This window comes from Curtobacterium sp. PhB142, assembly GCF_004341255.1.
In the GTDB taxonomy this organism is placed as follows: Bacteria; Actinomycetota; Actinomycetes; order Actinomycetales; family Microbacteriaceae; genus Curtobacterium.
Map to the genome: position 1 here is coordinate 58,724 of NZ_SLUT01000012.1, position 13,194 is coordinate 71,917.

General features: G+C 69.5%; 12 protein-coding genes. 7 read left to right on the forward strand and 5 right to left on the reverse strand.

The window, feature by feature from the left end; genetic code table 11:
- Positions 1 to 2: 2 nt before the first annotated feature.
- The 5 genes from EDF31_RS18340 (at position 3) to EDF31_RS20100 (ending at position 7,165) form a co-directional block, all read left to right on the forward strand.
- The gene (locus tag EDF31_RS18340) at positions 3 to 638 is read left to right on the forward strand and encodes a hypothetical protein (RefSeq protein WP_131847336.1); all 636 of its coding nucleotides are present in this window, start codon (positions 3 to 5) and stop codon (positions 636 to 638) included.
- Positions 635 to 1,345 (forward strand): hypothetical protein, encoded by a 711-nt coding sequence (locus EDF31_RS18345; protein ID WP_131847338.1) that lies wholly within the window; start codon positions 635 to 637, stop codon positions 1,343 to 1,345. The genes EDF31_RS18340 and EDF31_RS18345 overlap by 4 nt, the downstream gene beginning before the upstream one ends.
- Positions 1,342 to 2,259: a hypothetical protein gene (locus EDF31_RS18350; protein ID WP_131847341.1), complete on the forward strand. Its 918-nt coding sequence runs from the start codon at positions 1,342 to 1,344 to the stop codon at positions 2,257 to 2,259. The genes EDF31_RS18345 and EDF31_RS18350 overlap by 4 nt, the downstream gene beginning before the upstream one ends.
- Positions 2,259 to 6,689 carry an FtsK/SpoIIIE domain-containing protein gene (locus EDF31_RS18355; RefSeq protein ID WP_131847343.1) on the forward strand — a complete coding sequence of 1,477 codons (4,431 nt, stop codon included), beginning with the start codon at positions 2,259 to 2,261 and terminating at the stop codon, positions 6,687 to 6,689. The genes EDF31_RS18350 and EDF31_RS18355 overlap by 1 nt, the downstream gene beginning before the upstream one ends.
- 104 nt (positions 6,690 to 6,793) lie before the next feature.
- Positions 6,794 to 7,165 (forward strand): GNAT family N-acetyltransferase, encoded by a 372-nt coding sequence (locus EDF31_RS20100; RefSeq protein WP_279387374.1) that lies wholly within the window; start codon positions 6,794 to 6,796, stop codon positions 7,163 to 7,165.
- 110 nt (positions 7,166 to 7,275) lie between these two features.
- Here EDF31_RS20100 and EDF31_RS18365 read toward each other — a convergent pair whose 3' ends face one another.
- The 3 genes from EDF31_RS18365 to EDF31_RS18375 all read right to left on the reverse strand — a co-directional run bounded on the left by EDF31_RS18365 (position 7,276) and on the right by EDF31_RS18375 (position 9,102).
- Entirely contained in the window at positions 7,276 to 7,737 is a 462-nt protein-coding gene (locus tag EDF31_RS18365; RefSeq protein ID WP_131847347.1) for a DUF4383 domain-containing protein, read from the reverse strand.
- 47 nt (positions 7,738 to 7,784) lie between these two features.
- The gene (locus tag EDF31_RS18370) at positions 7,785 to 8,315 is read right to left on the reverse strand and encodes a sigma-70 family RNA polymerase sigma factor (protein ID WP_131847349.1); all 531 of its coding nucleotides are present in this window, start codon (positions 8,313 to 8,315) and stop codon (positions 7,785 to 7,787) included.
- A 223-nt stretch (positions 8,316 to 8,538) separates the two neighbouring features.
- Complete coding sequence (locus tag EDF31_RS18375; protein ID WP_207902145.1) at positions 8,539 to 9,102, reverse strand: PP2C family protein-serine/threonine phosphatase; 564 nt, start codon at positions 9,100 to 9,102, stop codon at positions 8,539 to 8,541.
- Positions 9,103 to 9,656: 554 nt separating this feature from the next.
- Here EDF31_RS18375 and EDF31_RS18380 point away from each other — a divergent pair.
- Complete coding sequence (locus tag EDF31_RS18380; protein WP_131847353.1) at positions 9,657 to 10,748, forward strand: BLUF domain-containing protein; 1,092 nt, start codon at positions 9,657 to 9,659, stop codon at positions 10,746 to 10,748.
- Positions 10,749 to 11,176: 428 nt separating this feature from the next.
- Here the strand turns inward: EDF31_RS18380 and EDF31_RS18385 are convergent, their stop codons facing one another.
- Positions 11,177 to 11,389, reverse strand: coding sequence for a hypothetical protein (locus tag EDF31_RS18385; protein WP_131847355.1), 213 nt, complete (start codon positions 11,387 to 11,389; stop codon positions 11,177 to 11,179).
- Entirely contained in the window at positions 11,386 to 11,865 is a 480-nt protein-coding gene (locus tag EDF31_RS18390) for a MarR family transcriptional regulator (RefSeq protein WP_133938547.1), read from the reverse strand. The genes EDF31_RS18385 and EDF31_RS18390 overlap by 4 nt, the downstream gene beginning before the upstream one ends.
- Before the next feature lie 430 nt (positions 11,866 to 12,295).
- Between EDF31_RS18390 and EDF31_RS18395 the strand changes: the two genes are divergently transcribed.
- Positions 12,296 to 12,547, forward strand: a complete 252-nt coding sequence (locus EDF31_RS18395; protein WP_131847359.1) for a hypothetical protein — start codon at positions 12,296 to 12,298, stop codon at positions 12,545 to 12,547.
- Positions 12,548 to 13,194: the final 647 nt, after the last annotated feature.

The following is a 13,194-nucleotide window of genomic DNA, read 5'->3' on the forward strand; positions in this document are numbered from 1 at the left end:
CAATGACCACAGCAGCACCCGCCGTCACGTCGAGCATCGACGTCGAGTCCCCGCAGTGGCTCGTCATCCCGGACGTCGCCGACGCGACCCCCGAGTGGCGTGCCGAGGTGCTGCGGTTGTTCGAGGCGATCGTGCACGTGGACCGCGAGGCCGAGGGCGAGCAGCGGATCTTCGACGACGGGCGGGAGGTCGACCCGCAGACGGCACTCGACACCCTGCTCGAGTTCCGCGCTTCGCTCTACGGCGGCGACCGGCTCGTCGCGGGTCTCGGTGTCCCGAACCGGTGGCCGCTCCCCGTCGTGGTCTCGGTCGGGGTCACCGACGGAGACGACGCACGCGGCACCCGCGCGCTCCTCGAGCTCGCCGGTGCCGATGGTGGGCTCCCGGTGGAGCAGCCCGCGGTCGACGAGCTCCCCGAGCACGTCGGGGGCGAGGGGCCGGTCGTCACCCGGTACGACCTCGACGACGACGGCGCGATCTGGGCGACGGTGTGTGCGGTCCGGCGGGAAGGCGGTAGAGACGGCCCCGCCGTCGACACCCGCGTCCTCTGGCGCACCAGGGACCTCGACGTCGTCCCGGTGTTCGGACCAGAGGTCGTCGACCTGCTCGCTGCGATCCGGAACGAGGTGGCCGCATGACCGAACCGACCGCGTCCTTCTTCATGGTCGTCCCGCCGGGGTGGGCTCGGCTCCCCGCAGACGTGCCCCATCGCGAAGAACTCGGTGAGATCGTCCGGCAGGTGATCGCCAACGCGCTCCCGGACGACCTGCCCCGCGACCGTGCCGAACCGCTGCGGCAGGAGATGCGGAAGCGCCTGACCGCGACCGTGGTCGAGGCCGGCGACAACGGCGCGACGGCGGTGTACCTGCCCGTGCAGCCCGTCGACAGCTTCACGCCCCCGGTGTCCGTCATCGAGACCGAGGTGGACGACGAGTCCGACGAGGCCCCGGAGCAGGTGATCGCGGAGATCCTCGCCGATGCCCTGCCCGACCGTCGGGAGCAGGACGACCCCGGCATCCGCGAGGTGGACGGCGGCATCGCCGCTCGCACGGAGACGGTGGTCCGTCGCGCCGACCCCGGCGCCGAGCTCCCCAGCATCGGCGAGGACCTGCCCGTCGTGGACGACCGCCAGGTCGTGTACACGATCCCGGTCCCGCATCGGCCCGGCCGATGGGTCGTGATGTCCTTCTCGGCGATCAGCCTCCCGGGCACCGACGAGCGGCTCACCGATGCGCTCGTCTCGCTCTTCGACGCGATCATGACCACGTTCCGGTGGACCGACGTCCCCGGAGCCGAACCGACCACCCTCGAACGCCGTCTGGCCGAGCTCGGAGGAGCCGCGTGACCTGGTCCTTCGCCCACCCCGAGTCGCACCTGCTCCTGACGATGTCGGTCGTGCTGTTCCTCGGGACCCTGGCCTTCGTGATCCCGACGATCATCACCGTCCGTCGGCGCACGGCGACCGACGCGCTCGCGTGGGCCGATCAGGTCCGCCGTGACCCGGCCGCGCCGTGGGGCATCGACCGGGTCCTCCGCGCGGTGGACGCCTCGTGCGCAGCCGCCGGGGTCGTCTTCCCCGGCGCGGTCCGCATCCTGGTCGGCACGACCGTGCGGCTCGACCTCGCTTCCCCGACTATCGCACCGCCGCAGCCATGGGCCGCGACCCCGGACGGCCGTTCGTGGTCGGCCCCGATGTGGGCGCTGCAGGCCGTGCCGCTCACCGCGCCGGCCCCGAGCGAATTCGCCACGGTGGTCTCCCTAGGCACCGATGGTGACGAGAACGTCCTCGTCGACCTGCGTCGTGTGCGCGGGATCGTCGCGCTCCGGGGTGAGCAGGCCGCACGGGACGCGGTGCTCCGCCGCGTGGTCGACCAGGTTCGCACCGCTCCGTGGGCCACGGGGACCGCTTTGCTCAGCGTGGGTACCGGCTCCGCGTTCGGTGTGGCCGTGTCGGTGCACGACGCGATCGCGGCCGTCGCGGCGGACGCAACCCCGGGCCTCCTGGTCGTGGCGAAGGTGCCGTCCGGGGAGGACGGTCGCGAGCTCGCCCGGCTCCTCGAGCGGCCGGGTGGCCGGTGGGCCTGTGTCGCGGCCGCGCCGCACCCGCTCGCCCGGTGGACGGTCGAGGCCCGCCGCGACGGCACACACGTCTCGGACGTCCTCGGGACGGTCCGGTGGATGGACGTCGGCCTGTCCATGCCCCTTGCGGCATCAACGCAGCTCGATCCGACAGTGCTCCCGATGGAGCCGGACGCCTGATGCGCGTCGTCGTCACCGTCGTCGACGACGTCACAGGCGATTCTTCCGACGTGCTCGTCGACGCACCGGGCCAGACCCCGATGCGCAGTGTCGTCGACGCGCTCGCTCGCCGCACCGGCGGCGCAGCGATGCCGCAGGACGCACCCGACGGCGACGTCCCCTTCGCCAGGAGCGGGTTGGTCGACGGTGCAGTGCTGCACGTCGGCGGCACGGACCGCCCCGAGACGGAGCGAGGGGTCGTCCACCTGCTGGTCGTCGGTGGTGTCGACGCAGGCCGGACGCGTCGGCTCTCGCCGGGCACGTTCCGGATCGCAGCCGCTGACGACGGGTCGCCGACGGTCGGCGCGGACGCTGCGGATCACCCCGGACTGGAGGCCCGGATCGCCTTCGACGGGAGCGTGACGGTCCGGCAGGCACCGACGGACGAGCCGGTAATCGGTTCAGCCGGTTCGGTCACGATCGAGCAGGACGAGATCGGCGACGAGTGGATGGCATGGGTCCCCGACGCGCTCGTGCGCCTCGGTTCGACCGTCCTCACGGTGCGCCCGGTCGAGGTCGTGGATCGCATGCTGCTCCGGCCGCCGGACTCGGGACAGCTGGACTTCAACCGGCCTCCCCGGTTACTGCCCCCGTTTCTGACGACGCAGTTCCGGATCCCGAAGCCGCCCGTGCCGCCGCAGCGGTCCGCGATCCCGTGGATCATGGTGTTCGTCCCGGCGATGTTCGGCATCGTCATGGCGACGGTGTTCCACTCGCCGTTCTACCTGCTGTTCGCCGCGATGACGCCGATCATGGTCATCGGGCAGACCGTCACCGCCAGACGGACGGGCAAGAAGAGCCACCGGAAGCAGACCGCAGAGCACCGGGAGCGGGTCTCGGCGCTCGAGCGTGCGATCGACGCCGCGGTGCTCGCCGAGCGGGACGAGCGCAGGTCGTCATCGTCCGACGCCGGGTCGCTGCGCGTCGTCGCGACGACCCCGGGGCGTCGACTCTGGGAGCGGCGCCCCTCGGACGCCGACCACCTGCACGTCCGGATCGGCATCGGTGACCTGCCCTCGACGGTCACCGTGCAGGACGACCGCGACCTCGACGGCCTCGCGCACGAGGACCGGATCACCAGGGGCGTCCCAGTAACCGTGCCGCTCGCCGAGGTCGGCGTGCTCGGCATCGCCGGGGCCGGAGCGTCGCCGCGCGAACTCGGCCGGTGGGTGCTCGGGCAGCTCGCCGTGACGCAGAGTCCGCGCGAGGTGCAGTTCGTCGTGCTCACCGCGCAGCAGCACGTTCCGCAGTGGGCATGGACGCTCTGGCTCCCGCACCTGCGGCCGACCGGCGGGCAGGACGCTCTCGCCCTCATCGGCGCGGACGGCGAGACCATCGGTCGTCGACTGGCCGAGTTGACCCAGGTGCTCGCCGAGCGCCGGGCCGAGCGAACCAAGAACGGCTCGATGCGCGCGCGCTTCTTGCCGGAGATCGTCGTCGTGCTCGACGGCGCCCGTCGGCTGCGTGCGATGCCGGGCGTCGTGGGACTGCTCCGCGACGGGCCGGCGTGCGGCATCCGACTGGTGTGCATCGACGAGGAGGAGTGGCAGCTCCCCGAGGAATGCGTCGCGACCGTCACGCACCGGACCGAGACCGAGCTGGTCCTGCGGCGGCAGCTCTCCGCGCCCGTGGAGCTCGTGCTCGCCGACCGCGTCGAGGACGACTGGTTCGACGACGTCGCCCGTGCCGTGTCCCCGCTGCGGGACACGAGCGGCTCGGACGGGGACGGCCTGGTGCCCGACGCTGCGCGGCTGCTCGACGTGGTCGACCTGCCGCAGCCGTCCGGGGCGATCGTCGCGGAGCGGTGGCAGCGCGGCCCAGCGACGACCTCGGCGGTTGTGGGCGTGGGGATCGACGGGGCGTTCGCGCTCGACCTCGTGAAGGACGGCCCACACGGTCTCGTCGCAGGAACGACCGGTTCGGGCAAGTCCGAGTTCCTGCAGACCCTCGTCGCGTCGCTCGCGCTCGCGAACCATCCGGACCAGATGACCTTCGTGCTCGTCGACTACAAGGGTGGCGCTGCTTTCAGCGTGGCGTCCGACCTGCCGCACACCGTCGGGCTCGTCACCGACCTCGACCAGCACCTCGTCGAGCGCGCGCTCCGGTCGCTCCGCGCCGAACTCACCCGTCGCGAGCACGTCCTGGCGGCGTCCGGGGCGAAGGACATCGAGGACCACCAGGCGCACCTGGAGCGCGGCGGTGCCGGCGAGGCGATGCCGCGGCTCGTCCTGGTGATCGACGAGTTCGCGGCCATGGTCACCGAGCTGCCTGACTTCGTCGCCGGGCTGATCGGCATCGCGCAGCGCGGCCGGTCGCTCGGCGTGCACCTCATCCTCGCGACGCAACGCCCCGGCGGCGTGGTCGGACCGGACATTCGCGCGAACACCAACCTGCGCGTCGCCCTCCGCATGACCGACTCGGGTGAGAGCACCGACGTCATCGACATCGCGGACGCAGCGCGCATCCCGAAGAGTGTGCCGGGGCGCGCATTCGCGCGCCTCGGGCACTCCTCGGTGGTGCCCTTCCAGTCCGCTCGCGTGGGCGGGAAGTGGGCCGGCGACGAGGACCCGGCCACGAGCCTCCCGTTCGTCCGCGTGCTCGACTGGCGCGACTTCGCGACCGCACCGCCCGCGCGCCCCGTCCGGAGCGACCGCGCGACGGCTGCGACCGACCTGTCGGTCCTCGTCGGCGCGATGGCTGACGCGCGCGACCGGCTCGCAATCGGTCCCCTGCACAGTCCGTGGCTCCCACCGCTGCCCGAACTGCTCCCGCTCGATGCCGTCGGTACGGCAGCCGTCGGCGCGGAACGGACCCGCGCCGCGATCGACGGAGTGCTCCGGTTCCCCTACGGCACGGAGGACCTCCCCGACACCCAGGAGCAGCGCGCCGCCGAGATCGACCTCGATCGCTTCAGCCACCTCTACGTCGTCGGCGCACCCGGCTCCGGCCGTTCACTCGCGCTGCGGACCATCGCGGCCTCCGCCGCTGCGTCCATCCCGTCGACCGAACTGCATCTGTACGCGATCGACTGCGGCAACGGCGCCATGGCGTCGCTGCAGACGCTGCCGCACTGCGGCGGGGTGGTGCAGCGCACCCAGGTCGAGCGCGCGACCCGGCTCATCGACCGACTCACGCGCGAGACCGCCCGGCGACACGACGTCATCGCCGCCGCGAGCGCGTCCGACATCACCGAGCAGCGGCTCCTCGCCGATCCGGGCGAACGCCTGCCGCACGTGCTGGTGCTCGTCGACCGGTGGGAGAACTTCACGACGTCGCTCGGCGAGGTCGACGGCGGTGCCCTCACCGACGCGCTGCAAGCGTTGCTGCGTGACGGCGCCGCGGCCGGCATCCACGTCGTCGTTTCCGGCGACCGGACGCTCCTGTCGTCCCGGATGTCGACGCTCACCGACGACAAGATCGTGCTGCGCCTGACCGACCGGCTCGACTACTCGCTCGGTGGCATCAACCACCGCAAGCTCCCGGCGACGATCCCTGCGGGACGCGGCTTCCGGGCGGACTCCGGCATCGAGGTGCAGTTCGCCTCGCTCGGATCAGACGTGTCCGGAGCGGGACAGACCGCCGCCGTCCGAGACCTCGCGACGTCACTGCGTGCCGGTGCCGCCGTGCCGCCGTCTCCGCGACCGTTCCGCGTCGACGCCCTGCCGAAGGATTTGGACCTCGACGGGGCACTCGCGCTCGAGTCAGCGCCGTCGCTGTCGCCGATGGTCGCGGTGACCGGGATCGGCGGCGACGACATGGAGCTGCAGACCGTCGACCTGTCGACCGGTGGCGGGACCTTCATTGTCGCGGGCCCGTCGCGGTCCGGGCGGTCGACGATGCTCGCGTCGATGGCGCGGTCGCTGCTCGCGGGCGGGACGGAACTCGTGGTTTTGGCGCCACGCCAGGGTGCGGTCCGCGACCTCGACGGGTTGCCCGGGGTCCGCGCAGTGTTCTCCGGCGACGACGTCACCGTGGAGGACCTGTCCCCCGTCCTCACGGCGTCCGGGAGACCGACGGTCCTCGTCGTCGACGACGGCGAGCTCCTCATCGACTGCACCGCCGCGAAGTGGCTCCGCGAGTGGGGGCGAGCCGCCGCGGATAACCGGCAGGGGCTCCTGCTCGGCGGGAATACCACCGGCCTCGCAGCCGGCTTCGGCGGCTGGCAGGTCGACGCCAAGAAGAACCGTCGCGGTGCCCTGCTCTCCCCGCAGGACACGCTTGCCGGCGACCTCATCGGCGTCCGGATCTCGCGGTCCTCGATCTCCAGCCGCATCGAGCCCGGCACCGCCCTCGTCCACCTCGGCACCGGGGTCGCGTCCACGCTGCAGGTGCCGTCGGTCACGGCGAACACGAGGACGGGGAGCGAGGCGGTCGCGTTCGCGGAGCGCTGACGCCCCGACGCTGCGCGCAACCTGAGCATCGGGCCCCTGGAGAACTTTGCCTTCTTCATGCGACCACGCTAGCCAGCGCCAGACGTCGAGGGTGCGATCTCAGCCTGTCCGACCCTTGCCACCGCCACCGCCGCGTCCGTGCCGGAAGTCGGCACGTGTTCGTGGCCGAGTCGGCCAACGGCCGGCTCCTCGGCGTCGCCAGCACGACGCACACATCCGAAGCACGGGACGGCCTTCCCGCACTCGAATTGTCGACCCTGTACGTCGATCAGGGCTCACACGGAACAGGGTTGGCGTCGAATCTCCTCCACGCCGCGATCGGCGGAGACGACGCGCACCTGCTCGTGTTCTCGTTCAATCTGCGCGCCCAGCGCTTCTACGCGAAGCACGGATTCGAGCGCATCGGCAGACGGCAGCTCGACCCAGGAACCGGAACGATGGATCCGACAGTTCACCAATTCCGACAGTCCGACTGAGTAGCCGATCGTTCACCGAGACGGGTTGAGCAGATGCGCCGTGTCTCATGCCAGGGACCGTGAAGGGCACCGATCGTGTGATCGGTGCCCTTCACATCATCGCTTGTAAGTCAAGCTCGTTCGCGTGCGCTGACTCGGGGCAGGACGATGCCGAGGATGATCATCGCGACGGCGAGGAAGGCGTGGAGCACGTTGTCGGCGCTGTTGAGCGGAACGAAGTTCGCCGCGCCGGTCATGCTGGCGGTGAAGAGGCCGTAGATGAACAGCACCGCGTAGATGATGCCGCCGACCAGCAGGTAGAGCCGTGCGCCGCCGGCAGAACGGGCTGCGGCAACGCCGACGATGCCGAAGAGCAAGTGCACGATGTTGTGCAAGACGGATACCTGGAACAGGCCCAGGAGCAGGGCCATGGATCCGTGACCGGCCATCGACATGGACCCCATGTCCATGGTGAGTCCGGGGATGAAGCCGGCGATGCCGACGATCAGGAAGACCACGCCGAACAGCAGGGCGCCCTTCTGGGTGAGGGTGGCGGCGAAGCCGGTGCGCGGAGCTGCTGCGTTGCTGGACATGAGAGGTGCCTTTCGGTCGATGTGCTGGTGGCGTGGCGCGTGAGTGGTCAGGTGGTTGACGATTGGGGTTGTAGCCGATGACGGAGCGCGGTCAACCCGTCTCGGACTCGGGTTTTCGCGGTTCCGACGGTGGTGTGCAGGTCGCGGGCAACTTCCTCGGTGCTGCGCTCACCCAGGTAGCGGAGGATGACGGCCTCACGTTGCTTTTCGGTCAGCTCTGCCAGCGCTCCACGGAGTCGTGCCCGTGAGAAGTGAGCGTCGAACTGGTCGAGGCTGTGGTCGGTGCTGTGGTGATCGCGGATCCCGAGGCGAAAGTCCCGGCGGCGGGACGCTTCACGGCTACGGATCCGATCGATGGCTCGTCGATGGGCGATTGTGCGCAGCCATGACTCGAGCGTGGCGCGAGTCGGGTCGTACCGGGCCGGGTGCTGCCACCACTCGAGGAACGCTTCATGGACGACGTCTTCAGCGAGGTGACGGTCGATGATGATCGCTCCCACGAAACCGCGCAACCCAGACGCGTGCTGCCGGTAGGCGGCCGTGAACGGGTCGATAGCTGTTGGTTGGGTGCCGGGCATGTGGGGCGTACCGATCTTTCTACTGGTGATGGGTTCACCGTAGGCGTTCGGATCACGACCGGTTTCCCCCAGTCCGGGGACCGCGTCGCACGTCGTCCGGGTACTCCGCGGTCGAACTGGAGCCCGACGCCTCTTCAGGCACCTGCCGTTCGCGCACTGCCCTGCACCGATCGATCTCTCAGCGAGGCGATGGCATCACGCGCCGCATGGCCACAACACTGTGTCAGGGGTGGCGGCGGATCGCGGTGAGGGTGGTGTCGTCGTCGAGGTCTGGGCCCGCGGCTTCGAGGAAGGCGGTGAGCGCAAGCTGCAGGTGCGTCGCTGTTCGCAGTTCGATGGCGAGTTGCGTGAGTGTGTGCATGGACGCGTCGGGGAGCTCGAACAGGCCATCGGTGACGATCAGGAGCAGCTCCCCGGGGGCGAGATGGAGGATACGGGGCAGGCGAGGTATCCCGGCGGGTTGCAGGCCGATCGGGAAGTCCGCCGATGGGATCCGTTCAACGGCACCGGTTGTGTGGGCGTGCGCGGTGAGGCCGTGGCCCGCGTCGACGAACTCGATCCGTCCATCCCGGAATCGCAGCCGGGCGTGGAACAAGGTCGCGAACGCGGATGCGCGTTCGAAGTGGTCTCGGGTCGCGGTCTCCGCAGCGTCGACGGCTTCGCCGGGTGGTTCCTGGCGGAACACCTCAAGGCTGCCGAGGAGGTTCGCAGCGAGCACCCCTGAGGCGAGGCCTTTGCCCATGACGTCGCCCACCGTGACCGTGGCGTACCCGCGCTGGCTGTCCACAGTGACATCAGACAGGTCTCCGGAGATCCCTCGCGCAGACCGTGCCGTGGTCGCGATCGTGTACTCGTCGAGCACGGCGGGTGCAGGACGCATCGCTCGCTGGACCGCGTCGATCCAGTAGGAGTCAGCGCTGTCGAGTTCGTCGTCACCGTCCTCGCGTGGGGCGCGCGTGGCGGTCGTCATCTCACCCACGCGATGCGTCGTCTCATCTGCTTCCCCCTGCTCGATGGTATGCAACTCCCGACCCGCTGTGAGCGGCGCACAGCCCGCAGGGGTCCGGGATGGTGCCCCTGCGACACCATCCCGGCTGGACGCCGTTGCGTGCAGCAACAGGCGCCCTGTTGACCCAGGAGCATGCTCAAACCGGGTTGCCGGAGACACTAACTCCGATTGATGCGACCGCGATGTCGGCATTTTCACCGACCACTGTCTGCTCCTGCACCGGTACTGTCCGTGATCCATCTGACGCAGCAACCAGTCGCGGGTTGCTGTTTCCGGGAAGCGTGGCCCAGTCTGGGCGAGTAAGACACGCGTGAAGGAAACAGGGGTCCCAGATGTTGTCACTGGTGTACGTGAGCACGATGGCTCGCCCGGTCACGGACGAGGAGCTCGCGGAGATCCTCGTGATCGCCCGGGAGAAGAACCTGCAGCTGGGCATCACCGGGATCCTGGCCCATCAGGGCAGCAACTGTCTCGGGATCATCGAAGGCGACGACGACGTCGTCCGGGAGCGGTTCGCCGGGATCCGGCAGGACCCACGCCACATCAACGTCCGTGAAGTGGCCGTCGATCACATCAGTGCGCGGGCATTCCCAGAATGGTCGATGGCGTTCCAATCCGCCGACCCTCTCATCAAGGACATCCCGGGATTTCTCGACCTGTTCACCGACCATCCGGACCCCGTCCCGGGCGGCGGCAACACATCGCGGGCGAAAGCACTCCTGGAGTGGTTCCGGAAGCACCCCCTCGCACCATTGACCGACCAGGGCGTCGGCGATGCGATCGAGCCGCGTCTGCAGATCATCAGCGCCGCGATCATGGTGCTGCACGATGTCGGCGTGGAACGGGCCGACATGGACCAGATCGCCGACACCGCAGGGATCAGCGTCGACGCACTCCGACAGCACTTCCCGACCCGGCAGAGCCTGCTGACCGCCACCGTCGACCGGTGGTCCAGCACCCTGTCTCGGCCCTTGCTGCCCATCGCCGAGCAGTACGGCGCGGTCGCATACCTGCACGCGCTCATCGTCGCGTACTCGGAAGAACCCGCACTGATGCGGCTGCTCGCATCAACCCTTGCAGCAAGCTCCGACCCAGCAAACGAGGGTGCGGACTACTACCGCACCCTGTACCTCCGGTTCCGGCAGACCATCCGCACCGCCCTCGAGCACGACATCCGTACTGGTCGAGAACCGAACACGATGGAGCCCGCCCGCGCCACGGAACAGCTCCTCGCCCTCTACGACGGCCTCCGCGTGCAGTCGCTCCTCGTGCCCGGATTCGACATCATCGAAGCCTTCGACCGCGCAGCATCACGCATGCGCCGAGGCTGGTCCGAGGACTACCGCCGTACTGACCTCTTCGAGATCCCACTCGACCGCACCCGCGAACACACTGCACGCCCCGACCTGTTCGGCTCCCAGTAGGTTCGCGCTCCCGTTGGAGGCGCGGGGCGGCCACCGGATAGGTGGCAGCCGCCCCGCTCGCAACGGGAACCACCCCGCTGCTGCTCCACAGTTTGCACCCACCCCCGGCTCGTGCTTGCGGAGGTGTGCGGACCGTTCGGGTCATCCCGCACGTCCCCGGGATGGTGCACACCGCTCAACTCTCCTCCGCGGAGAACGCGAACCGAGACGACGATGAGAGATCCGCGGCGTCGATGCCGCGGAGCGCACCGTCTGCATGGACCTGAGCGGGGTCAATTTCCAGGGGTGCGGGGTAACGGCCGATTTCTTGAAGCTCGGCGGTACCCCCGGTGCGTCGTGCGGACCCGAACTGCCCGGCGGACCTTCCACTATCCGACAGTTGTGGGTCTGTGACCAGTCCGCACCATCGCGGACCCAGCAGAACCGGATTACTGCGTGGGGGTGTCTTCTTCGGGGTTAAAGTGCGAGTCGGTATCGGAGTAACCGGCGGCGAGCCCGTCCGGGTGGTTCGGGATGGTGCTGCCGTCACCGAGACCAGCGGGCTTCACCGTGCCATCCGAGTCGGTGGTGGGCACTTCCACGCCGGGCCCCTCGAGGGCACCGTCATCGTTTGGGACGGAGGGTGGGGTGATGTTGCTCATTGTGTCTCCTTCACTGTTCCGGTGCTGGTGGTTGTGGTGGGGTGGAGGGCTGCGAGGTCGTTGAGGAACCGGGTAATGATCTCCGCGTCCGCTAGGGGAATGGCGGCACAGAGGGCGGCGATGTGCGCGGCAAGTGGGTCGGTGTCGTCTCGATCCGGTGTAGCCAGAGTCAGCTGCACGTAGCTGGAGCGTCGATCGGTGGGGTTTGGCACTCGCGTGAGAAATCCGGACGCCTCCAACCGGTCTAGCAGGCTCGTCATCGACGGCGTGGTGATGCCGAGGTGCTCGCCGAGCTGCTTCGGCGTGCACGGCTCATCCCGCGCCGACGCAGCCCGGAGGTACCGGAGCGCCTCCCGCTCCGTGATCGACGTGTGTCCTGCGGCCGCCCGAGTGCGCTCAAGCCGCGCAGCCGCATACCGGCATCGCTCGACCGCATCGAGCAACGCGGCCACGGGTACAACAGGCGTCTCCGACATGCCCCCACCGTACAAACTCGGCCGTTCCGCGGCGCTCGGGCGATGGCTTACAACAGCCATCCCGCACCTCACAAACTACCTGGCCGAACCCGGGTGGTGCTCGGTGCCGTTTACGGGGCTGCGCCGCGGAACCCTAGCCGCTGGCCGTCCGAGCTGCTGCTCGGGTTGGAATCGTCACGCGCACCAGCGGACGTCGTAGCGCGAGGGCGCCTGCCCCCTGACCCGAACCACGGGCAGGCGCCCACACCTCATGTCCTACGCCGAGCAAACCTCACACGGTCACGGTTCTTGCGCAGTCCGGATACGTCGTCGTGGCGCGTGCTCCCTGCAGGGCGCGGGAAGCCCGGACGTCTGTCCGGGCCTCGGCTGGCGCACTGGCATGCGGACGGGCCGCCGCTAGGCGGCCGGCAGCTGCGGGTTGGAGGGCCTGATGGGTGAGGACGGTGCGCACGTTCCGGCCGGGGTGCTGCTACTGGAATCAGTGAACCGGCTTCGCGTCGCGGAGACGATGCTCCAGAACCGTGCACGCGCTCGGATGGGCCTGAAGGCAAATGATTTCCAGACGGTGCAGTTCCTCGCCGCGCGAGAAGCCGGCGGCTTCCCCGCGCGCGCAGCAGACCTCGCGGAGGCGCTCGGTGTCAGCAGTGCGGCGGCGACGATGACGATCGACCGGCTCGTGTGAATGCTCAACCCGGACGTCACCGCGGCGACCCGGTACGGCGGCAACTGATCACCCTCCAGAAGGACACCATCGGCGATGGCGTCTCGGATGAGCTGCTCGACCCGCTGCTGCAGGAACCCTCCCACTCGACGCGGGCCCGGTAGTACCAGGCAGAACACGCCAGGCAATGCCGGCGTCACGTCACCACCACTCATACGCCGGTATCCCTTCGCCCCGTTGATCGAACCGCGGGGTGGGATGCCGGATCAGGTAGCAGCCCACCCCGCTAGCAACGGGAACCACCCAGCTGCTGCCACACAGTCTGCACGAACCGACGCCTCGTACCGTGCAACCGATGAGCCACCCATCTTCTCGACGGCGGAAGCCCGCTCCCGTTCGCCGGCCACGCGGGAGCCTGCGCATGCACTGGTGGCAATGGGCGCTCCTCGGCACCCTTGCCGCCGTCACGGCAACGCTTCTGGTGGCCGCGCTGACGCTCAAATAGGTCCGGCATGCCGCTACCAGCGAAAGTGGGTTCCCGGGAGCGGTGGAACGTTCGGGTCATCCCGCCACCCCCGGGATAGCGCACTCCCCCACCAGCCTCAAGGCAGGAAAGGCAAGTCTCTCGAACGGGAAACGAGTGTCACGCAAGCATCACTGCCGCGGAG

Bases quoted from the DNA above. Each gene is read 5' to 3' on its own strand.
- EDF31_RS18340 (WP_131847336.1), top strand. From the start codon at position 3: ATGACCACAGCAGCACCCGCCGTCACGTCGAGCATCGACGTCGAGTCC.
- EDF31_RS18345 (WP_131847338.1), top strand. From the start codon at position 635: ATGACCGAACCGACCGCGTCCTTCTTCATGGTCGTCCCGCCGGGGTGG.
- EDF31_RS18355 (WP_131847343.1), top strand. From the start codon at position 2,259: ATGCGCGTCGTCGTCACCGTCGTCGACGACGTCACAGGCGATTCTTCC.
- EDF31_RS18365 (WP_131847347.1), bottom strand. From the start codon at position 7,737: ATGTCCAGCAACGCAGCAGCTCCGCGCACCGGCTTCGCCGCCACCCTC.
- EDF31_RS18370 (WP_131847349.1), bottom strand. From the start codon at position 8,315: ATGCCCGGCACCCAACCAACAGCTATCGACCCGTTCACGGCCGCCTAC.
- EDF31_RS18380 (WP_131847353.1), top strand. From the start codon at position 9,657: ATGTTGTCACTGGTGTACGTGAGCACGATGGCTCGCCCGGTCACGGAC.
- EDF31_RS18385 (WP_131847355.1), bottom strand. From the start codon at position 11,389: ATGAGCAACATCACCCCACCCTCCGTCCCAAACGATGACGGTGCCCTC.
- EDF31_RS18390 (WP_133938547.1), bottom strand. From the start codon at position 11,865: ATGTCGGAGACGCCTGTTGTACCCGTGGCCGCGTTGCTCGATGCGGTC.
- EDF31_RS18395 (WP_131847359.1), top strand. From the start codon at position 12,296: ATGGGTGAGGACGGTGCGCACGTTCCGGCCGGGGTGCTGCTACTGGAA.